Origin of the sequence: Protofrankia sp. Cr2 (assembly GCF_963555885.1) — a bacterium.
In the GTDB taxonomy this organism is placed as follows: Bacteria; Actinomycetota; Actinomycetes; order Frankiales; family Frankiaceae; genus Protofrankia.
In genome coordinates, this window is the sequence record NZ_CAUVXG010000008.1 from 60,583 (window position 1) to 80,874 (window position 20,292).

Below are 20,292 nucleotides of genomic sequence, written 5' to 3' on the forward strand. Positions count from 1 at the left end.
CGCGGCCAGACCATGGGCGGCCGCCGGGCCGGTCAGTGGCGTCACGAGTGCGACGGTGAGCGGTGAGGACATCGGTATCTGTTTACCAGGTGATGGGTCGGCGACACCCCGGTCCTACAGGGACATCGTCACGACACCTCCGGCCGCTGCGGTGCCGTCCGTAGGATCTGGCTGGGGCTACCCCTTGGCGCACGGGGGCGGGGGCGGAACGGAAGGGCAGGTGGCCGGCGAATGGCACGCGATGCCGGAGCACGCGATGCCGGCCGCCGGGGCGAGCCGCCGCGGCCGCCGGAGCCGCTGTCGGTGGAGGTGGTCGACAGCCACTGCCATCTTGACATCATGGGTGGCGATGTGGAGCACGCTGTTGCCGCGGCGCGTGCTGTCGGCATCCGCCGGATGGTCAGCGTGGGGATCGACCTGGAGACCAGCCGTTGGCAGGCGCGGGTCGCGGCTGGCCATCCGGACGTGTATGCGGCTGTCGCGATCCATCCGAACGATGCCGCCGGCGGCATCGACGAACAGACGTTCGCAGAGATCGCCGAGTTGGCCACGCTGCCGAAGGTGCGGGCGGTCGGCGAGACCGGTCTGGACTACTACCGCACACCGCCCGAGCGGCACGCCGCCCAGCAGGAGAGCTTTCGCCGTCACATCGCGATCGCGAAACAGACCGGCCGTACTCTCATGATCCACGATCGGGAGGCGCATGACGACACGCTGCGCATCCTGGCCGAGGAGGGAGCGCCTGATCGGGTGGTCTTCCATGCCTTTTCGGGTGACGTCGGCATGGCGAAGATCTGCGCAACTTCCGGTTACGTGATGTCATTCGCCGGTAACGTGACGTTCAGGAATGCGGGCAGTTTGCGCGACGCCGCTGCCGTCGCACCTCGTGACCTGCTGCTTGTCGAGACCGACGCGCCATTCCTGACGCCGGAGCCGTGGCGGGGCCGGCCGAACAGCCCGTACCTGGTACCGCTGACGTTGCGGGCGATCGCCGCCGCCCGCGGCGAGGACGTCGATACCCTGGCCTCGGCGGTCGCCGCCACGTCCGAGCGGATGTTCGGGCCCTGGTAGCTTCCGAGCCTGCTCCCCGGGAGGCTCACATCGGGGTCAACGGGCTGCTGACACCGGTGGACGTGCGTGCCATCGCCGGTGAGCTGGGGGTGCGGCCGACCAAACGGCGGGGCCAGAACTTCCTTATCGACCCGAACACCGTTCGCCGCCTCGTACGCCTTGCCGAGGTCGGGCCCGATGAGACGGTCCTGGAGATCGGCCCGGGACTTGGTTCGTTGACTCTCGGGCTGGTTGTGGTCGCACGTCGTGTCGTCGCGGTCGAGGTGGACGCACTGCTCGCCGAGGCCCTGCCGGCAACTGCCGTGGCGCGGCTCGGCCCGGCCGCGGCGGCCCGGCTGACCGTCATGGCCGCCGACGGGCTGCGCATTGTGCCCGCGGATATCCCCGGCGACCCCCCGGATGTCCTCGCCGCGAACCTGCCGTACAACGTTGCCGTGCCGCTCCTGCTCGGCGTCCTCGAACGGTTCCCGTCGGTCCGGCGCGGGTTGGTCATGGTGCAGGCCGAGGTCGCCGACAGGCTGACCGCGGCGCCGGGTGGACGGGTGTACGGCGTGCCGAGTGTGAAGGTCGCCTGGTACGCCTGCGCACGTCCGGCCGGCGCGGTGCCGCGCGCGGTGTTCTGGCCACAGCCGAACGTCGACTCGTCCCTGGTGGCGTTCACCCGGCGGGCGCCTGCGGGTCCGCCGGCGCTGCGCGGGTCTGTTTTCGCCGCAGTGGACGCGGCGTTCGCGCAGCGCCGCAAGACCCTGCGGACGGCGCTTTCCGGTTGGGCGGGCTCGGCAGCAGCGGTCGAACGCCTTGCGCGCGCCGCCGGTGTAGACCCGGCCGCCCGAGGTGAAACGCTGGCCGTCGCCGACTTCACCCGCCTGGCCATCGCCCGCGCCGCTGACCCACCCGCCTGCGGCGGCTGATCTGAGCCGGGCCGATGTGTTCCGAGTTTGCGGCGGGTCAAGTGTCCTGCGGTGTCAGCCTGGTCATATTGTTCCATCGCTGCGGTCCGGTCAGGGTGGAAGTAGGTGCGTTCGTGTCCGAAGACGCAGAGCTGTCCGGAGACGCGCAGTTGTCCGGAGGCGCAGAGCTGTCCGAACACACCGGACCGCTGGCCGTGGGGGGCGGCTGGACGCTGCTTCCCTGGGACGGTGACCCTGGATCTGATCGGCCGTCCGTTGCCGCGACCGCGGCGGGCCCGCCCACCCGGCATCGACGGCTGCGGCGGGCTACCGGCGCTGGCGGCGGCAGGCGGGCGGGGGCCAGGGTTGCCATGGGCCTGTGCGGGTTCGGCGCGGTCCTCGGCATTGTTCTCATGGTGGCTGGTCACCGTCCGGATGAAATGGCGGATCAACCGGTTGCCGGCGTGCGCTCAGAGCGCCCCGAGGCGATCGACAACCAACCCCGGTTACCGACATCGGTGGATGCTGGACCCTCCATCGCCGCGGGTGGGGCTACGTCGGCTGTGACCGCGCCCGCTAGCAGCCCGGTCTCCCACGCGGCGACTGCGGTCCGGTCCGCAGAGCCGACGTCGGTCTCAGCGGCGCCGGCCACGACGCCGGCCGCTGGGGCCCAGTCGTCACCACCGGTACCGGGCATGACCGTGTTGCTGCCCTCCGCCCAACCGTCGTCCGCCCCGTTGCTCGCCCCGTCGTGTCGTTCCGGTCATGGCCACGGGCATCAGACACCCGACTGCCAGCTGGGCTGAGAATTCCTGATCGCCTGGCGGGGTGGAAATGTCGAACCAGACGCCTATGAGGCAGGCAATTTGTTGACGCTATGTCGGCATCATCATCGGTTGAAGCATGACGGGACCTGGACGGTCGAGGTGACCGAGACGGGTGCGGTGATCTGGACGAGTCCGGAACTGCGGGTCTACCAGACCGAACCCGAACCCCACCCGGAACCGCAGGCCACCCCGGAACCGGCCCCGAACCCGGAGCCCGACCCACAACCCGAACCGCCACCTTTCTGACCGGGACACGGCTGCCGGACTCTGATCGAAAATTGCCGGCCGATCGGTAGGCAGACCTGGTCAGTGCACGCGGGCACCGTGGCCAGAGCTCGGAACGAGCTGGACTTCGGTGGCGAGGTCCGCGCGAGACAGGGCACCACGCGCATGTGGCAGAACGACCTGTTCGATGTCGGCTCGAAGGCGGCTGACGCTTATGTTCGGTTCCATTGTCACCACCACTCGCAGTAGTGGGTGCTTTTCCTTGCCGAGAAGGCGCGCGCGTATCTGTCGGGCACCCGAGGTCGCTGCCAGCTCGCTTTCCACAGCGCCGGTGAAGGCCCGCGCGTTCACCCGGACACGTCCGAAGGTGTCGTCGACGACGTCCAGGCCAGTCAGCTCCCCGGTAGACCTCTGCAGCCACAGCCAGGCGAGCGCCAGCACGACGACCAGGGCCGTGGCCGCTCCCACCACCGGCCAGAACCAGGCATGGTCGGCGGCAAAGGCCCGGTTCGCCGCGGTGAGCCCCGGCCGGTCTGTGACGTCATCGCCGAACACACCCCGACCGGCGAGCAGGGCGACGAGCCCACCGCCCAGGCACACAAGCCCCAACAGAACGAACACCACCCGGTTTACCTGATCGACGGCCGGGGTGAACGGGCGCTTGCGCGCTCGGGGCACATTCGCGGACCCGGCCGGCTTTGCCGTGCTCACCGTGTCGCTCACGTCGTTTGAACGGATCGGTGGACCGAGCTGAGGGATCGGGCTGTCCACGGTTCGCGTGCTGGCGGTGTTCGCGATTCCGGTCATTGGTTATCCTCTTTCCGGTCGTTCGCCGGAGCATCCGCCTGGGCGTCCTTCCGAGTGCGCTCCGGATCGGGTTTGGTCAGATCGAGGCCGACCGGATACGACCTGGTCCGCTCACCTGCGGTCGAACTACCAAAGATCGTCTCTGTCGTTGATTGTGCTGCTGTCGTTGATTGCTCTGCTGGGGTTGATTGCCCTGCTGGGGCTGCTGACGAGCTACCGGGGCCGGTGCGCGCGAGCGCCTGCGCCGCGTCCCCCGAGCTGGGCGCAGGCGAGCTGGGCGCAGGTGGGTGTGGTCCAGGCGAGGTCGGTTGCGGCACGACACCTCGGTCAGGGGATGCGGGACGCGACGCCTTGACTTTCAGTTTCACCTTCGGGGGCGACACCAGATCGAAGGACGCCAGCCGTTCGTAGATCTCGTCACGTACCTGTTCCGGTGCGTCCTGGTTGATCCGAGGATGAAACTCGATCTTCACTCTGGCGGTGCGCCGGCGGAGTCGGACCTTTGCCCGGCTCACACCGTCTACATCCTCGGCCGCGCTGGCCAGGGCACGACCGACACCGCGACCAGCGGCGAACGTGGAGGTCCCGGTCAAGGATGGTTGTACGGTGAACCACTCGAGCCGGCCACGTCGCAGCCCCAGCACAAGCAGCAGGACTCCGACGACGCCAAGGATCACGCCGAGTACCGTCGGTCCCGTGCCGGACCAGGTGTTGCGTGCCATGGCCTCCGCCGCCGACCGCCAGTCGACGACGGCATACCCATCGTCGAAGGCCGCGTTGACCATCTCGACGATCGCGACGATCCCGGCCGCCGCGATGGCTGCGGCAAGCAGTGCCGCGACGATCCGGTTTGTCACGCGCACGATGGTGACCTCCCGTCAACTACCGAACCCGGGTGTCCGGGTCGGTGCCGGACTCGAAAGCGGACACGTCAATGTCGATGTGGGTCACCCGTAGACCAGCCAGGTCGGCCACCTGTTGATTCACCCGGGTGCGTACTCCCTCGCATACCTCAATAATTCGGACAGGATACCGTACCGACAGGGACATCGAGATCCGAGCGGTTCCGCGCCCGACGCGCGCTGACACCCGCGGCGGGCGCTCGTCCACCGCGGGCCGTCTGCGTCGTCCGGGATGCCGGCGTCCGAGTCCGCCGACGGCGTCGACGTCCAGCGCGGCCTGGGCTGCGATCTTCTCGATGACGGCGTTCGCGACGACCAGGCGTCCCCGTGCTGTGGTTTCGGGCCGGCGCACCACGGTAGGCTTCATCGCATGTCGCGGCGTTCGCCGCCGCTGACGTACCGGTTGATATCGATGTCTCCGTCCAGGACTTTGCCGACGAACAGGCCGATGGCGCCGAAGATCAGGACAATCAGGAAGTCACCGAAGCCGCCGAAGGCGAGCGCGAGACCCGAGATCAACCCGGTGATGAGACCGATTGCGCTCGAACGCATCGGAGCCTCCTCGTTGTAGGCGCAAAGCGTGTTGTAGGTGGGCTGTCCTTCGGTGCGCCCGGTACCGGTGCGCCCGATGGCATTGCGCCCGGTACCGGTGCGCCCGATGGCATTGCGCCCGCAGTCGTTGTCCGCGGTGCTGTCGCGTCGCGTGCTGTGACAGCCAGCACCGTTGCGTCCACTGTCGGCGTACCCAGCGAGCAACGATCGCCAGTCCGGTGCGCCGGTGGTAGGCGGTCACCCCGCCAGGCGTGGCTCGTGGTGGCAGCTCCGACCGCCGATCCCTCAGGCCAGCCATGAACATATCGGGGTCGCCACCCCTGTCCGGGTGGTTTTCTCGGATGAACCGACGTACCTCGGCGCGCCGAGCGGCCGAACCAGCGTCACGGTCCGTCTGTTCTGGCCGGATCTGTACTGGCCGGATCTGCGCTACCCGGAGCCGGGCTGGCCCGGCCGGTTTGTCAATCATTGCTTCCTGGTTCCTGTGCCTGTCCTGGTCGCTCCGGCCGTGGCCTGCCTGTTGTGGTCGCGCCGGCCGTGGCCGATTTCGTCATGGACGCCTTCCCCCGGCCCGAGCGAGCGCCGGCCGTGCCGCGGGGTCCGCCGGTGCCACGTGGCTGGTGCCCGGCGCTGACAGCGGGCCTGTCCAGGGAGACCTCAAGATCGTCGACGATGACGTCGATCCGCTCACAATCCGGCGCCACCGCGGTGACCGCGGCCCGAATCTGGCCGGCTGTTTCGGCGATCGTCGGTCCGAACCGGGCGATGACGTGGACGGCGACACCACCCAGCACTTTGCGGACGCCGACGACGCGCCGGTCGGGCAGATAGGTGATCACGTTGCCGCTGACTCCCGGGGAGAGCGCGGCGACCGCGGGGCAGCGGGCAACTGCGGCCGCGATGGCGGCCGGTTGCGTGGACACAGCCAATCGGACCATGATTGCTACTGCACCCGGGTCTGCTTGTCGTCATCGTCCTCGGGGATGTAGACGTCGTCCACCGCGATGTTGACCTCGGTCACTTCCAGACCGGTCATCCCCTCGACCGAGTTCACGACGTTGCCGCGGATCGCCTGGGCGAGGTCGACTATCGACACGCCGTAGTCGACCACGACATCGAGATCTATTGCCGCCTGCCGCTCGCCGACCTCGACGCCGACCCCCTGGGATACGTTGCGTCCGGACGAGCCTGGAATACGCTGGCGGAGCGAGCCGACCGCGCGGGCGCCGCCCGAGCCGAGGTTGTGCACACCTTCGACCTCGCGGGTCGCCACACCCGCGATCTTACGGACGACCGAGTCCGCGATAGCCGTCCTGCCCTGGCTCGTCACGAGTTCGGTGGACGCCCGCCGGGACACGCCGGCCCCGTCGCGCTGGGGCGTCTCTCGTGTCACGGGAGCGGCCTTCTCACTGGTCGTCGTGCTCATGACGTGCCTCCGCAATCATTGGAGTGGTGGGGACGGATCCCTTGGGTTTCCCGCGGTCCCGGGCCGCGTGGACCCGTGGACCGGAGGCCGTCGGCCGTCCAGATGTGCCAACCGGTCGTGCTCGGCGCGGTCAACCGGCTGGTATGCATCGTCTTACCCGGTGGTGAGGGGGACACTCGCGTTCGGCCGGCCGGATAGGTTCGTTGGTGCCCGGTCGGAACACGCCCCACGAGTGAAGGAGCGTCCGCTGCCTCGGTCTCATCCGCACCCTTCCGGTGCCGCCGGCCCCGGCCGGTCGCCCGTGCCCGCACAGGGCAACCGGGTGACTGTCCGGTCGCCGGCCAAGGTCAACCTGCATCTCGGGGTCGGCCCGCGCCGGGACGACGGTTATCACGCTGTAACCACGATCCTGCAGGCTGTTTCGCTCTATGACGACATCACGGTCACCGACGTCCCGGACGCCGCTACCGACCCCGACGCTGTGGAGCCGGTCATCGCCGTCGAGGTCACCGGTGAGGGTGCCGCCGGTGCCGTGCCGGCGGCCGTGCCCGGTGACCTCCCCGCGAACTCGGCCGCGGCGCGAATCTCACTGGTCCCGACGGGATCGGACAATCTGGCCGTTCGGGCCGCGTATGTGCTCGCGGCCCGTGCCGGCGTGCGCGGCGCAGGGGCGCACCTGAGCATGGCCAAGGGCATTCCGGTCGCAGCCGGGATGGCCGGTGGCAGCGCCGACGCCGCTGGGGCGCTGGTCGCCTTCGACGCCCTGTGGGGCACCGACCTGGACCGGTCGGTCCTGGCGGAGCTCGCTGCCGGGCTCGGCAGCGACGTCCCGTTCCCGCTGACCGGGGGTACGGCGCTTGGTACCGGCCGGGGTGAGCAGCTGACCCCGGTTCTCGGACGGGGCGAGTACCACTGGGTCTTCGCGCTGGCTGACGGTGGCCTGTCCACCGCCTCGGTCTATGCCGAGTTCGACCGGTTGTCCGAAGGACGTCTGCGCACTGAACCCACCCCGCCTGACGAGGTGTTGGCAGCGTTGCGCACCGGAGACCCGGTCGAACTGGGTAATGCGCTGGTCAACGATCTGCAACCGGCTGCCTTGCGGTTGCGCCCGTCGTTGCGCCGGGTGCTGGAGACCGGAACCGAACTCGGGGCGGTCGGTGCCGTCGTCAGCGGGTCCGGACCGACCTGTGCCTTCCTGGCCCGGGACGCCGCGCAGAGCGTGGCACTGGCTGCGAGCCTTGCCGGGATGGGCGTCTGCCGGGCGGTTCGCCGGGCGTACGGTCCGGTCGCGGGCGCCCGCCTGGTCGACCCGGGCACGTCCGGATGAGCCGCGGGACGTCCGGATGAACCGCGGGACGGACCCGTGCCGATCCCGACCTGATGGACCCGACCTGATGCGCACGATTCGCTGAGGATGGCCCGATGAGCACGACCCGATGAGTGATGTCCTGGTCACGATGGAGGCGGTCGTGGCCGCCTTCGGGACCCGCGTCCTGCTGGACGGCGTGAGCCTCGGTGTGGCGACCGGGGAACGGATCGGGGTGGTCGGCCGTAACGGCGCGGGCAAGAGCACTCTGCTCAAGCTCCTGGCCGGTGAGGCGCACCCCGATGCCGGTCGGGTTGTGCACACGGGGTCCCTGCGCGTGGGCATCCTCGCTCAGGACGACAGGCTCGTGCCCACGGAGACCGTGCGCCAAGCCGTGGTCGGTGACGTACCCGATCATGTGTGGGCCGCGGATCCACGTCGCCGGTCCGTGCTGCGCGGGCTGGATCTGCTCGACCGTCTGGACGATCTCGTCGGGCAGTCCTCCGGTGGGGAGCGTCGGCGTACCGCTCTGGCCGCGCTGCTCGTCGACGATCTGGACCTGCTGATACTGGACGAGCCCACCAACCATCTTGACGTCGAAGGCGTCGCGTGGCTCGCCGCCGAGTTGGCATCCTGGCGCGGCGGCCTCCTGGTCGCCACGCACGACCGGTGGTTTCTCGATGAGGTGTGCGACCGGGTCTGGGAGGTCGTCGACGGCCGGGTGGACGCCTACGAGGGTGGCTACAGCGCGTATGTGCTGGCCCGCGCGGAGCGGACCCGGCGGGCCGACGCCACCGAGGCGCGGCGCCAGAACCTGCTCCGCAAGGAGCTGGCCTGGCTGCGCCGTGGCCCGCCGGCCCGGACCGCCAAGCCGCGTTTTCGGATCGAGGCGGCCAACGCTCTGATTGCTGACGAGCCACCCGCGCGCGACACCCTCGGTCTGCGGACCTTTGCCGCATCCCGCCTCGGGAAGGACGTCTTCGACGTCGAGGACGTGACGCTGCGCCTCGGTGACCGGGAGCTGTTCGCGAATATGACGTGGCGGTTGGGCCCGGGCGACCGGGTGGGTCTTGTCGGGGGCAACGGGAGTGGTAAGACCACGCTGTTGCGCCTGCTGACCGGTACGGTGAGTCCGGATTCGGGCACTGTCCGAGTGGGGCGCAGTGCGCGTCCCGCTCTGCTCACCCAGGAGATCCGCGAGCTGAACCCGAGGCTGCGGGCGCTGGAGGCGGTCCAGGAGGCCGGTCAGGTCCTGGATGTCGGACCCCGGCCGAAGTCGTCGGCGCCATCGCGGAGCTCCGCCGGCGACGGTGGACACGGCGGGCAGAACCGGGAGCTGACGGCGGGTCAGCTGCTGGAGCAGTTCGGTCTGCCCTCGGCCCGGCAGTGGACGCCGGTCGGTGACCTCTCCGGCGGGGAACGGCGGCGGCTGCAGCTCCTGCGGCTGCTCATGGAACGGCCCAACGTGCTGCTACTGGACGAACCTACGAACGACCTGGACACCGACACGCTGACCGCGTTGGAGGACATCCTGGACTCGTGGCCGGGAACGTTGGTCGTAGTCAGCCATGATCGATACTTTCTGGAACGGACCTGCGACACGATCGTTGCTCTGCTTGGCGACGGTTGCCTGGTCATGCTGCCCGGCGGGGTGGATGAGTACCTCGCCCGCCGTCAACGCCTAGCCGCCGCAGGCGCCGCGACGGCCACCGGTACGGGCAGCTCAGCCGGTTCCGGGCGTGGTGTCAGCTCGGGTGCCGGTGCCGGTGCCGGCACCGGTGGCGGCACGGCTCAGGCCCGGGTCGCGCGCAAGGAGCTGAACCGCCTTGAACGGGCGCTGGAGCGGTTGGGACGCCAGGAGACCGCGCTGCACACGGCGCTTGCGGATGCGGCCACCGACCATGAGCGTCTGCTCGCCCTGGACGCCGAGCTGCGTGCGGTCGTCGCGGAGAAAACCCGGACCGAGGATGCCTGGCTCGTCGTCGCGACCGACCTCGAAGATGCCTGAGAGCGCCCGTGTTGCCGATCGTGTTGCCGGTCGCGCCAAGATCCCAGGCCCTCGGTCAGCCGGCTGGCTGGACTTCTTTCGCCCGCAGGCGTTCGGGGTCCGGCCAGCGGACGTCATGAACGATCCGCAGCGTCTCCATTAGTTTGATCAGATAAGCGCTGGTGTCCAGCTGCCAGGGTTTGACCCCGTGACGGGCCAGGGTCGGCTCAGCGTGATGCAGGTTGTGCCAGGACTCGCCCATCGACAGGAAGGCTAGTGGCCAGACGTTCCCGGAGCGGTCCCGTGACCTGTACGGGTGCTTGCCGACCACGTGACAGATGCTGTTCGTCGACCACGTCACATGGTGCAGCAGGGCCACCCGGACCAGGCTCGCCCAGAAGAACGCCTGCAGCGCGGCTCCGAAGGAGCCGCCCCACAGCCCTCCGATGAGCGCGGGCGCGGCGAGGCTCACCGCCGCGCAGACCGCGAACATGTGGCTTACTCGGACCATGTCAGCGTCATCGAGCAGGTCCGGAGCGTACCGGCGCTGGTCGGTCTGCTCGACGTCGAACAGCCAGCCGACGTGGGCGTGCCACAGACCCTTGGCTACCGCGCGGGTGCCGGTGCCGTACCGCCACGGCGAGTGCGGGTCACCGTTCTTGTCGCTGAAGGCGTGGTGGCGTCGGTGGTCGGCAACCCAGCGGATCACCGGGCCCTCGATCGCCATGTTGCCGGCGACGGCGAGCGCGACGCGTACGGGCCTGGCGGCCTTGAACCCGCGGTGGGTGAAATACCGGTGGAAACCGATGGTCACGCCGTGACCGGTGATCATATACATGACCGCGGCCAGGACCACATCTCGCCAGCTGATCCACTGATTCCACAGCAGGGGGATCGCCGCGGCCAACGCGGTGAGCGGAACGACGATGATCGTCGCCAGGATGATCTGCTCGCCTCGAGCCTTGACCGATGATTGCGGCACGACCGTGTGGCGGAGGGGAGCGGTCACGCCGGCTGCGACACCCGTCGCGTCCACCGTGTCTGTTGCAGTCATGACATAGTCCCGTTCGTCGGTCCCGTTCGTCGGTCGCGTCCATCGGTCGCGTCCATCGCCACGACGACTTCCGTTGGGTCACGGTAGCTCGTTGCGGCAACGCATGGTGCTCGCAGCGGGGAACATCCGCGAAAACAATTCGTGCGGCCGATCCGGCCGATCCGGCCGATCCGGCCGACCCGGCCGACCCGGCCGGCATGATCGGCATGATCGGCATGATCGGGCGATCTTTGGTGGGTCGGCTTGGGGGTGGTACACTGCGATCGATTTTCCCTCGATCCGCCGTGGTGTAATCGGCAGCACAGAAGATTTTGGTTCTTCTAGTCCACGTTCGAGTCGTGGCGGCGGAGCGCGGGGTTTCGGCCGGCGGAGGCATCGGCACAGACGCGCGGGTGAGGCCGCATCGGTGCGGCCCGCACGATTTCCCCGTTGCGTCACGTGCCGTCGTCGAAATTGTGCACGTTACCCGGGAGTTGTTAGCGGCGACCCGTTGAGGGGCGACTTGTTGTCGGTGCATCGTAACCGGCGAGTCGTAACCCGCTAGACTCGGCATACACTGACGTTGATGTCCGCGATCACGGGAGCTCGTGTGACCCAACCACGTCCGGCGGCGGTCGTCGTCCTCGCGGCAGGCGAGGGTAAACGGATGCGTTCAACCACCCCCAAAGTGCTGCACCATATCGCGGGTCGATCTCTCCTTGAACATGTTCTTGCCGCTGTGGCGCCGCTCGGTGCACAGCGGCAGCTCGTAGTGGTCGGGCATGCCCGGGAGCAAGTGATCGCGGCGATCGCCGGACGCGCTCCGGACGTGTCGCCGGTCGTGCAGGACACTCAGGGCGGCACGGGACATGCGGTCCGGGTCGCATTGCAGGCCACTGCGGGCATCGGGCCGGATGAGCTGGTGGTCGTGGTCCCCGGGGACACCCCGCTGTTGACCAGCGCGACCATGTCGGCGCTGGTGGCGGCCCATATCCGGGCAGCCGCGGCGGCGACCGTGCTAACCGCCGAGGTTTCCGATCCGTCCGGCTACGGTCGGGTGATTCGTGAGCCCTCGGGGGATGTCCGAGCGATTGTCGAGCAGTTGGACGCAGACCCCGCCACCGCGGCCATTCGCGAGATCAATACCGGGGTCTACGTCTTTACAGCCGGTCCGTTGATCGAGGCGTTGACATCTTTGACGACCGACAATGCCCAGGGGGAAGAATACCTGACCGACGTCGTCGGCGCGCTTTTCGCGCATCGGCGGGCCGTCGCCGCGTATCCACTCGACGATCCGGGCGAGGCGTTGGGTGTGAACGACCGGATCCAGCTCGCCGCGGCCGGGATCGTCATGCGGGACAGGATCGTGACCGCGGCGATGCGGGCGGGCGTCACTGTGCTGGATCCCTCCACCACCTGGATCGACGTCGACGTCACCGTCGAGGCGGACACGACACTGCTGCCGAACACGTTTCTGCACGGGCGCACCCGGGTGGCCGCCGCAGCCGTGATCGGTCCCGACTGCACCCTGACCGACACGGTGGTCGGGGCCGGTGCCACCGTCAGCCGCACCACCGCGGCCGATTCGGTGATCGGACCGGACTGCGTGGTCGGTCCGTACACGCATCTGCGCCCGGGAACGCACATCGGGCGCGGGGTCAAGATCGGTTCCTTTGTGGAGACCAAGTCGGCGCAGATCGCCGACGGCGCGAAAGTACCCCACCTGGCCTATGTCGGCGATGCGGTGATCGGCGAGCGTAGCAACATCGGTTGCGGGACGATCTTTGCGAACTATGACGGCATCGCCAAGCATCGCACCGTGATCGGTGCGGATGTCAAGATCGGCAGTGACACCGTGCTGGTTGCGCCAGTCCAGGTGGGGGACGGCGCGTACACAGGTGCTGGTTCGATCATCACCGAGGATGTGGTGTCGGGAGCGCTCGCGGTCCGGGAGGGCCGGCAGCGGACGATCGAGGGATGGGTGCAACGGCGTCGTCCGGGAACGGCGGCGGCTCGGGCCGCATCCTCCCGCGCGTCAACAGGCGATGGGGCTGGCGCCGACGGTCCGGTACCCGTTGCCGACGGTCCGGTACCCACTGCCGACGGTCCGGCGCCCGCCGCCGTCACCATCGCTGGCAGCGCCGGCGGCGGGCGCCGATCGTAGACACCTGTCGTAGCGATGAGGACCGAGCGCTCGTAATCGAATGGACCAGGTTGGAGATTCCTGATGGCCTACCAGACTGAGAACCGGCGCAACCTGATGCTTTTCGGCGGTCGCGCGCATCCTGAACTGGTAGCCGAGGTGGCCACCGCACTTGACGTTGCGCCGGTGCCCACGAGCGCCTACGAGTTCTCCAATGGAGAGATCTTCGTCCGGTTCGAGCAGTCGGTTCGCGGGTGTGACGCATTCGTGCTGCAGTGTCACTCCGCGCCGGTGAACACGTGGCTGATGGAACAGCTCATCATGGTGGATGCGCTCAAGCGCGCGAACGCCAAACGCATCACCGTGGTGGCGCCGTTCTATCCCTACGCTCGGCAGGACAAGAAGCACCGCGGCCGGGAGCCGATCTCGGCCCGGCTGATCGCAGATCTGTTCAAGACCGCCGGTGCGCACCGGCTGATGTCGGTGGATCTCCACACCGCCCAGATCCAGGGGTTCTTCGACGGGCCGGTTGACCACCTGTTCGCGTTGCCGCTGCTCACCGACTACATCGAGAGCAAGCTCGATACATCCGTCGTCACGGTGGTGGCCCCCGACGCCGGCCGGGTCCGCGTCGCCGAGCGTTGGACCGACCGGCTCGGCTGTCCCCTTGCGATCATCCACAAGCGACGTGACCCGGATGTGCCGAACCAGGTCAAGATGTTCGACGTGGTCGGCGAGGTCAGGGGTCGGACCTGCGTCATCGTCGATGACATGATCGATACCGCCGGCACCATCACCAAGGCGGCGGAGGCCCTGGCGGAGCACGGCGCGACCGAGGTGATCGCCGCGGCGACCCACGGCGTGCTGTCCGGCCCCGCCGTCGACCGGCTGAAGAACTCCGACATCAGCGAGGTTGTGCTGACCAACACGTTGCCGCTGCGGAGCGAGGCCAGGATTGACAAGATCACAGAACTGTCGATCGCGCCGCTGTTGGCCGCCGCCATCAAGGCGGTCTTCGAGGACGGGTCGGTGACCGAGCTCTTCGGCGGCGACGCATGATCGCAGGGGCGGGACGGACGGCCCGGCGATGAGCGGGTTGTCCGTCCTGTCCGGCGGCTTCATCGCTGGTCTGTTCGCGGCGGTGACAGCCGCATGGGTCGCGGTGGGCCGGACGGTCGGCAGACGGCCGCGACCCACCACAGCCGCGGTCTTCCTCATGGCGATTCTGCTCACGATCGCGGCCGCGGCTGATGTGGTCAACGCGTACTTCAGCTATCTCCCCCGACTCGGGGACGTGGTGGGAGCGGCCACGGAGGGCGGATCAGATCCACATCTGAAGACCGCGGATCTGCGCCTGTCGACGACGTCAGCTACCCTGCGTGCGCATCCTCGCGGAGCCGTGCTGGCGCTCCCCGTCCCGGACAGGGGCAGCGGATTCGGGGCGACGACCGCACTCGTCTACCTTCCACCCCAGTACTTCGACCGGCCGCAATGGAAGTTTCCGGTACTTTATCTCATCCACGGATCACCCGGTATCCCGGCTGACTGGCTGCGGGGCGGCCAGGCGGCCGATGCCGGTGCCCGGGTCGCGGCCACCGGCCATCCGGTGATCATAGTGATGCCGCGCATGAGTCACGGATGGCTTGACGACCCCGAGTGCGTGGACGGAGTCGGTGAGCGCGTCGAGACCCATCTGTTGCGTGACGTCATACCGACGGCCGAATCGACCCTGCGGGTCGATTCCGGCTGGACCAACCGCGGAATCGCCGGAATGTCGGCCGGTGGTTACTGCGCACTCAACCTCGGCCTGCGGAACAGGTCCGTGTTCGGGTCGATCATAGACATGTCCGGGCTGACCCGTCCGACCCATGCAGGCGGCCTGGGACCGCTGTTCGGCGCGGGTCCCCAGGCGCAGGCGGCTATGATCGCGAACAGCCCGGATCTCTATATCGGTGGGCTCGGTCCGGGCCCCCGGCCGCGGATCTGGCTCGATGTGGGACGTCACGACCGCACGGTCGCGGTCGCGATCTACCATATGCGTGATTTCCTCGACGCCAACGGCTACCCCGTGCAGTTGCACGTGCGGTCGGGAGTACATACCTTCACCGTCTGGCGGCCGGCGCTGCGGGAGGCGCTTTCCTGGTTCGCCGACGACGTCGCCCGGGTGTCCGCCGCGTAGGTATATCGGCATAGGTGTCGCAGGAATATCGGCGACTGGCGCCCGCCGAACCGGATCTGTGGTGGGCTGGGCATCGTGTTCGTCGTCCGTACGGCTGGGCTTTTCGTGCTGGCCGCGGTCGCCGAGATCGGCGGGGCGTGGCTGGTGTGGCAGGGGATCCGCGAGCACAGAGGGGCGTTGTTCGTCTGCGGCGGGTTGATCTCGCTGTGTGTCTACGGATTCGTCGCGACCCTCCAGCCCGACCCGAATTTCGGGCGGGTGCTGGCGGCCTACGGTGGTGTGTTCGTCGCCGGATCACTTGTCTGGGGCGTTGTCGCGGATGGGTATCATCCGGACCGTTACGACATCCTTGGCGCGTCGGTATGCCTGATCGGCGTTGGTCTTATCATGTTTGGTCGCCATCGGTGATTGACACCATCGGTGATCACTGGGTCGGTAACCCGGCCCCCCGCAGGAAGCGGGCCGGGTTGCCGACCCAGACCTCCGACCCGGGCACATCGGCCAGTACGACCGCGCCCATGCCCACCGTGGACCACGAACCGACCGAGAGGTTCTCCCGAACCAGCGCGCCCGTACCGATGTACGCACCCGTCCCCACGCGTACGCCGCCGGCCAGTGAGACCGACGCGCAGATCGTGGCGAAGTCGTCCAGGACATCGTCATGGGTGAACACCGAGTTCGGCATCACCGCAACGTGATTACCGATGGTGACAGACGTCGTCATGACGACACCACCCAGCAGGATCGATCCATGACCAACCATGCATGACGGTGGCACGTGGACCCCGGGATGGATAACGGTGGCGAAGCGCTCCGGGCCGATGCCGTCCGCGGCGAGCCGGGCGGCGAGCCGCGCTCGCACCGAGCCGGAACCCGGGCACAGCACCACCGCCGCGTCCGGCACACCGGTGATGGCATCGGTGCCGCCGATGACAGCTACTCCGTCGAGCACGCTGCCCCAACGGGTCGGGTTGTCGTCGGTGAAGCCGATCAGCCGATGGCTGTTCGCGGCGTGAACGGCCTGCGCGGTCTCGCGGGCAAGCCCGCCGGCTCCGACCAGCAGCAGCGGTTGGCGCACGCGATCTGTCACATGAACTGTTATAGCTCGTTGCGATGAGCGGCCGGCTCGCCGGAGGGTGGGTCCGCCCCGCCGCGTCCCGTCCGGTACTGTGAAGGACCGCGTTGTGCCGACAGGCGTTTCCGCTCGTTTCGCGCCGCGCCGCTGTTCCCCCAGGCTGTAGGAGGATGAGTACCGCCATGTCCGAGGTCCGCATTGCCGCGGAGCCGCGCACCGAGTTCGGCAAGGGCGGGGCTCGTCGTACCCGCAAGGCCGGCAAGGTCCCGGCCGTTCTGTACGGTCACGGTCAACCGCCCCGCCATATCTCGCTGCAGGCTCACGAACTTCTGCACGCGTTCAAAACCGATGCCGGCACGAACGTGCTGCTCCGGCTGGAACTGTCCGACGGGACCCAACTCGCCCTGCCCAAGGACGTCCAACGGCATCCGATCAAGGGTAGTTTCGAACACGTCGATCTTGTCATCATCCGCACCGGTGAGCGGGTCACGGTGGAGATCCCGGTCGTGCTGGTCGGTGACGCCCACAGCGACACCCTCGTCGACCAGCAGCTGACCACGGTCTCGGTGCAGGCCGACGCGACCAACATCCCCGGGTCGATCGAGGTTGACATCGCCGGCCTTGAACCCGGCGCGAACATCAACGCCGGTCAGCTCGTCCTGCCGACCGGCTCCATCCTGGACACCGACGCCGGGCAGGTCGTCGTCCAGGGGCTCGCGAAACTGACGGCCGCCCAGATGGACGCCGAGCTCGCCGGGACCGAGCAGGCAACCGGTGGCACCGCGACAACCGTCGCGGCGGGCGAGAAGGCCGACGCTTCGGGCTGATGAGCCTGTTGAGCCTGCCGATGGCATCATGACCGGGTCGGAAGCCGACGGCGCGGTCACCGGGCCGTGGCTGGTTGTCGGGCTGGGAAATCCAGGCCCGGCGTATGCCGGTAATCGCCACAACATCGGGTTCGTGGTCCTCGACCTGCTTGCCGAGCGGGTCGGGGGCCGTTTCCGAGCGCATCGGGGACGAGCCGATGTCGTGGAGACGCGGCTCGCCGGAGCGCGGGCGGTGCTCGCCAAGCCACATTCGTTCATGAACACCTCGGGTAGTCCGGTGGCGGCTCTGCGTGCATTCTTCAAGGCTGAGGTCGGACGAATTCTGGTCGTCCACGACGAACTGGATATTCCCTTCGGGGCTATCCGGCTCAAGCTCGGTGGCGGCGACAACGGACACAACGGGCTCCGATCGATCACTACATCGCTGAGCTCACGCGAGTACCTCAGAGTCCGGGTCGGCATCGGGCGCCCGCCCGGCCGGATGGACCCCGCTGACTTCGTACTGCGGGATTTTTCGGCGGTCGAACGCAAGGAGCTTGCGCTCGTCGTGGACACTGCGGCGGACGCAGTCGAACAGATCGTCACTGAAGGGCTGGCCGCGGCCCAGAACCGCATTCATCCACTGGCCCGCTAGAGGGCCAAAGGGCGCGCGAGGATCGTCAGATCGCGCGCCCGCAGGCCAGTAGTCCCCGGAGCACGGCCAAAGGGCGCGCGAGGATCGTCAGATCGCGCGCCCGCAGGCCAGTAGTCCCCGGAGCACGGCCGGCCGGCCGCGGTCAGCGGGAGATGCCGGCCTGTACGAAGGCCGGCGACCACGCCTGCGCCACCAGGACGGCAGGGGTGCCGGAGCCGTCCGCGGGCACGCTCCATACATCGTTGATCACGCTGTCCTGATCCGATGTCCTGGGCAGGCCGTAGGTGACCGTGTTCTGGTCGAACCAGGCGGCCTGATCATCGACGCTGCGGGTCTCGGCGAGCGGTGTCTCGTGCATGGTCGCGAGATCCAGCACGGTGAGCCGCCACTGCACGAGCGTGCCCTGGGCACGTTTCTTGAAGGCGATCCTGGTTCCATCCGGTGACAGGGACGGGCACTCGACGTTGGTCGTCAGGGTACGCAGTGTCCGTGCCCTGATGCTGCCGACCACGAGATACGTCTGGCCACCGGTGGCCAGCGTCGCGTAGAGGCGGTCATCGTCGCGATCGAAGGTCACTCCCCAGAGATTCGCGTCGGTGGGGTGGATCTCCTTGCCGTCCCTGGTGACGGAGAACGACTCGAGGTTACCGATCTCTCGTCCGGCGGAGACGTCGTAGAGCGTGGTGGCGGTTGAGAAGCCGCCCGTGGCGTAGGAGTGGCCTGACACGAACGTGGTCACCGCGGCCAACCGGCCGTCGGGCGACAGACGGGCCCGGCTCGGAATGCCCACGATGTTGAAGCCGTGCTGCACCCGCATCTTCGCGTCGAACGTGAACGCTTTGTAATTGGTGTAGATCCCCGGGCTCGCGGCCAGACACAACCCCACCGTCGCGACCATGTCGACGCGGTCGCACTGCAGGCTTGTCACGACATGCGGACCGCCCAGGTCGTCGAGTTTCGCCACGGACACCTCGCCGTAGGTGGGTCCCCGTTCGCTACTGCGGAAGACGACCACCGGGGTGGCGAGGACCGAGGTCAGGTCGACCGGGCGCAGGCTTGAGTCCTGGGCCACCACCGGGGACGAGCGGCGGGAGACGGCGATGCCATAGCCGACCGTCGCCACCACGGAGCACAGCACGACCGCCGCGAACGCTGCCCGCCGGCGCCGTCGGTTGCGCCGTGGCGTCGTTGATTCGGCTGGTGCTCTGGTGGTGGCGGTCACGTCGTCCTCCGCAGGGCTGACCATGCAATGGCAAGCGCGACGGCGAGGAATACGGCAGCCGCCGTCAACGCGGTTTCCACACCTGCGACCGTCCACAGCGCGCCGAAGACGGACGATGCCGCGAGCTGACCGAGCGACACGCCGGTCTGCACCAGCGCGAGGCCGGTGGTACGGGCGCCAGCGGGTAGCGCGGCACTGGTGAGTGCGGACAGGACGCCGTCGGTCGCAGCGTAGTACAGGCCGAGGAAACCCAGGCAGCACAGTAACGCGGTCATTCCCCGCACCGGGGAGAGCAGCGTGGCGTAGACGCCCAGCAGGGCTCCGAAGCCGCCGAGAAACACCCGGGCACGTCCGATCCGGTCCGCCAGCCGACCGAGCGGAACCGAGGCGAGCAGGTACGTGCCGGACGTTCCGGCCGCGAGCAGGGGGAACATCGCCGGTGTGATCTCCAGCGTCTGCTGCAGGCGGAGGTAGATGAACGCGTCGCCGATGGTCGCCAGCGCCAGTACGCAGCCGGCCACCAGGATCCGGCGCAGCCGGGGGTCGGTCACGGCCGCCGCGATGTCACGCGATGTCATTTTTGGTGATGTCGCTGGTGACGTCGCTGGTAACGGCTGGGGTGAGGGCTTTGAAGCCGGGCGCCGGTCGACGAATGACAGCAGAACGGCCAGGCCGATCACACCGACGCACGCGCTGACCGCGAAGACGAGGTGGTAGCCGCCGGGAACGGTTGACAGCACGGCGAATGCCGCCACCGGGCCGAGCATCGCGCCGAAGGTGTCCATGGCCCGGTGCACTCCGAAGGCAAGTCCAAGGTCGCCATCGGTGGCGGCCAGTGACAACAACGCGTCCCGCGGTGCGGTGCGGATGCCTTTACCCACCCGGTCGACCACGATCGAACCGGAGACGACCGTGGCCGAGCCGCCGGGCACGAGCAAGGCGAGCCGGGATAGCACCGACAGTGCGTACCCCGCCGCGGCCACGTCACGGTGTCGTTCGAGGCGGTCCGAAGCCACGCCCCCCGCCAGCCGGACCACCGCGCTCACACCCTGGTAGAGGCCATTGACGACACCTACCTGTAACGGACTGAAGCCGAGAGAAAGCACGAGATACAGCGGTAGGACCGCGGTGACCATCTCGGTGGACAGGTCGGTGAGCAGGCTGGTCATGCCGAGCATGAACACGA

Annotated in this window: 22 protein-coding genes; 12 read left to right on the top strand and 10 right to left on the bottom strand. The window is 68.4% G+C overall.

Annotation, left to right across the window (positions count from 1 at the left end; genetic code table 11):
* Window positions 1-231 precede the first annotated feature (231 nt).
* The 4 genes from U9978_RS06475 to U9978_RS06490 all read left to right on the top strand — a co-directional run bounded on the left by U9978_RS06475 (window position 232) and on the right by U9978_RS06490 (window position 3,034).
* Complete coding sequence (locus tag U9978_RS06475; RefSeq protein ID WP_322760130.1) at window positions 232-1,071, top strand: TatD family hydrolase; 840 nt, start codon at window positions 232-234, stop codon at window positions 1,069-1,071.
* A gap of 56 nt (window positions 1,072-1,127) precedes the next feature.
* Window positions 1,128-1,982, top strand: coding sequence for a 16S rRNA (adenine(1518)-N(6)/adenine(1519)-N(6))-dimethyltransferase RsmA (gene rsmA, locus U9978_RS06480; RefSeq protein WP_416210869.1), 855 nt, complete (start codon window positions 1,128-1,130; stop codon window positions 1,980-1,982).
* A gap of 113 nt (window positions 1,983-2,095) precedes the next feature.
* Window positions 2,096-2,767 carry a hypothetical protein gene (locus U9978_RS06485; RefSeq protein ID WP_322760131.1) on the top strand — a complete coding sequence of 224 codons (672 nt, stop codon included), beginning with the start codon at window positions 2,096-2,098 and terminating at the stop codon, window positions 2,765-2,767.
* A gap of 90 nt (window positions 2,768-2,857) precedes the next feature.
* Entirely contained in the window at window positions 2,858-3,034 is a 177-nt protein-coding gene (locus U9978_RS06490; RefSeq protein ID WP_322760132.1) for a hypothetical protein, read from the top strand.
* Between the two features lie 60 nt (window positions 3,035-3,094).
* Here U9978_RS06490 and U9978_RS06495 read toward each other — a convergent pair whose 3' ends face one another.
* The 6 genes from U9978_RS06495 to U9978_RS06520 form a co-directional block, all read right to left on the bottom strand.
* The gene (locus U9978_RS06495) at window positions 3,095-3,724 is read right to left on the bottom strand and encodes an alkaline shock response membrane anchor protein AmaP (protein ID WP_322760133.1); all 630 of its coding nucleotides are present in this window, start codon (window positions 3,722-3,724) and stop codon (window positions 3,095-3,097) included.
* Between the two features lie 92 nt (window positions 3,725-3,816).
* Window positions 3,817-4,683 (bottom strand): DUF6286 domain-containing protein, encoded by an 867-nt coding sequence (locus U9978_RS06500; RefSeq protein ID WP_322760134.1) that lies wholly within the window; start codon window positions 4,681-4,683, stop codon window positions 3,817-3,819.
* Between the two features lie 19 nt (window positions 4,684-4,702).
* Window positions 4,703-5,089, bottom strand: a complete 387-nt coding sequence (locus U9978_RS06505; protein ID WP_322760135.1) for an Asp23/Gls24 family envelope stress response protein — start codon at window positions 5,087-5,089, stop codon at window positions 4,703-4,705.
* On the bottom strand, window positions 5,086-5,274 hold the full coding sequence (locus U9978_RS06510) for a hypothetical protein (RefSeq protein ID WP_322760136.1): 189 nt from the start codon (window positions 5,272-5,274) through the stop codon (window positions 5,086-5,088). The genes U9978_RS06505 and U9978_RS06510 overlap by 4 nt, the downstream gene beginning before the upstream one ends.
* A gap of 461 nt (window positions 5,275-5,735) precedes the next feature.
* Window positions 5,736-6,197, bottom strand: a complete 462-nt coding sequence (locus U9978_RS06515) for a hypothetical protein (RefSeq protein WP_322760137.1) — start codon at window positions 6,195-6,197, stop codon at window positions 5,736-5,738.
* A 20-nt stretch (window positions 6,198-6,217) separates the two neighbouring features.
* Window positions 6,218-6,700 (bottom strand): Asp23/Gls24 family envelope stress response protein, encoded by a 483-nt coding sequence (locus U9978_RS06520; protein ID WP_322760138.1) that lies wholly within the window; start codon window positions 6,698-6,700, stop codon window positions 6,218-6,220.
* Between the two features lie 322 nt (window positions 6,701-7,022).
* On the opposite strand from U9978_RS06520, the gene U9978_RS06525 reads away from it, so the two are divergent.
* Both U9978_RS06525 and U9978_RS06530 read left to right on the top strand, forming a co-directional pair.
* Complete coding sequence (locus U9978_RS06525; RefSeq protein ID WP_322760139.1) at window positions 7,023-8,027, top strand: 4-(cytidine 5'-diphospho)-2-C-methyl-D-erythritol kinase; 1,005 nt, start codon at window positions 7,023-7,025, stop codon at window positions 8,025-8,027.
* Window positions 8,028-8,136: 109 nt separating this feature from the next.
* Complete coding sequence (locus U9978_RS06530) at window positions 8,137-10,014, top strand: ABC-F family ATP-binding cassette domain-containing protein (protein ID WP_322760140.1); 1,878 nt, start codon at window positions 8,137-8,139, stop codon at window positions 10,012-10,014.
* Window positions 10,015-10,069: 55 nt separating this feature from the next.
* On the opposite strand, the gene U9978_RS06535 is transcribed toward U9978_RS06530, so the two are convergent.
* Window positions 10,070-11,047 (bottom strand): acyl-CoA desaturase, encoded by a 978-nt coding sequence (locus tag U9978_RS06535; protein WP_322760141.1) that lies wholly within the window; start codon window positions 11,045-11,047, stop codon window positions 10,070-10,072.
* Window positions 11,048-11,612: 565 nt separating this feature from the next.
* Here U9978_RS06535 and glmU point away from each other — a divergent pair.
* The 4 genes from glmU to U9978_RS06555 all read left to right on the top strand — a co-directional run bounded on the left by glmU (window position 11,613) and on the right by U9978_RS06555 (window position 15,756).
* Window positions 11,613-13,190: a bifunctional UDP-N-acetylglucosamine diphosphorylase/glucosamine-1-phosphate N-acetyltransferase GlmU gene (glmU, locus tag U9978_RS06540; protein WP_416210870.1), complete on the top strand. Its 1,578-nt coding sequence runs from the start codon at window positions 11,613-11,615 to the stop codon at window positions 13,188-13,190.
* Window positions 13,191-13,253: 63 nt separating this feature from the next.
* The gene (locus U9978_RS06545; protein WP_322760143.1) at window positions 13,254-14,228 is read left to right on the top strand and encodes a ribose-phosphate diphosphokinase; all 975 of its coding nucleotides are present in this window, start codon (window positions 13,254-13,256) and stop codon (window positions 14,226-14,228) included.
* A gap of 28 nt (window positions 14,229-14,256) precedes the next feature.
* Complete coding sequence (locus U9978_RS06550) at window positions 14,257-15,348, top strand: alpha/beta hydrolase (protein WP_322760144.1); 1,092 nt, start codon at window positions 14,257-14,259, stop codon at window positions 15,346-15,348.
* A 75-nt stretch (window positions 15,349-15,423) separates the two neighbouring features.
* Complete coding sequence (locus tag U9978_RS06555) at window positions 15,424-15,756, top strand: YnfA family protein (protein ID WP_322760145.1); 333 nt, start codon at window positions 15,424-15,426, stop codon at window positions 15,754-15,756.
* A gap of 16 nt (window positions 15,757-15,772) precedes the next feature.
* On the opposite strand, the gene U9978_RS06560 is transcribed toward U9978_RS06555, so the two are convergent.
* Window positions 15,773-16,438, bottom strand: a complete 666-nt coding sequence (locus U9978_RS06560) for a NeuD/PglB/VioB family sugar acetyltransferase (protein ID WP_322760146.1) — start codon at window positions 16,436-16,438, stop codon at window positions 15,773-15,775.
* A gap of 167 nt (window positions 16,439-16,605) precedes the next feature.
* Between U9978_RS06560 and U9978_RS06565 the strand changes: the two genes are divergently transcribed.
* A complete protein-coding gene (locus U9978_RS06565) occupies window positions 16,606-17,250 on the top strand; it encodes a 50S ribosomal protein L25/general stress protein Ctc (RefSeq protein WP_322760186.1) in 645 nt (214 codons plus the stop codon).
* Between the two features lie 28 nt (window positions 17,251-17,278).
* Window positions 17,279-17,884 carry an aminoacyl-tRNA hydrolase gene (gene pth, locus U9978_RS06570; protein ID WP_322760147.1) on the top strand — a complete coding sequence of 202 codons (606 nt, stop codon included), beginning with the start codon at window positions 17,279-17,281 and terminating at the stop codon, window positions 17,882-17,884.
* A 142-nt stretch (window positions 17,885-18,026) separates the two neighbouring features.
* Here the strand turns inward: pth and U9978_RS06575 are convergent, their stop codons facing one another.
* Window positions 18,027-19,106 carry a TolB-like translocation protein gene (locus tag U9978_RS06575; RefSeq protein ID WP_322760148.1) on the bottom strand — a complete coding sequence of 360 codons (1,080 nt, stop codon included), beginning with the start codon at window positions 19,104-19,106 and terminating at the stop codon, window positions 18,027-18,029.
* A partial coding sequence (locus U9978_RS06580; protein WP_322760149.1) for an MFS transporter occupies window positions 19,103-20,292 on the bottom strand: 1,190 nt, incomplete at its 5' end. The genes U9978_RS06575 and U9978_RS06580, both read right to left, overlap by 4 nt.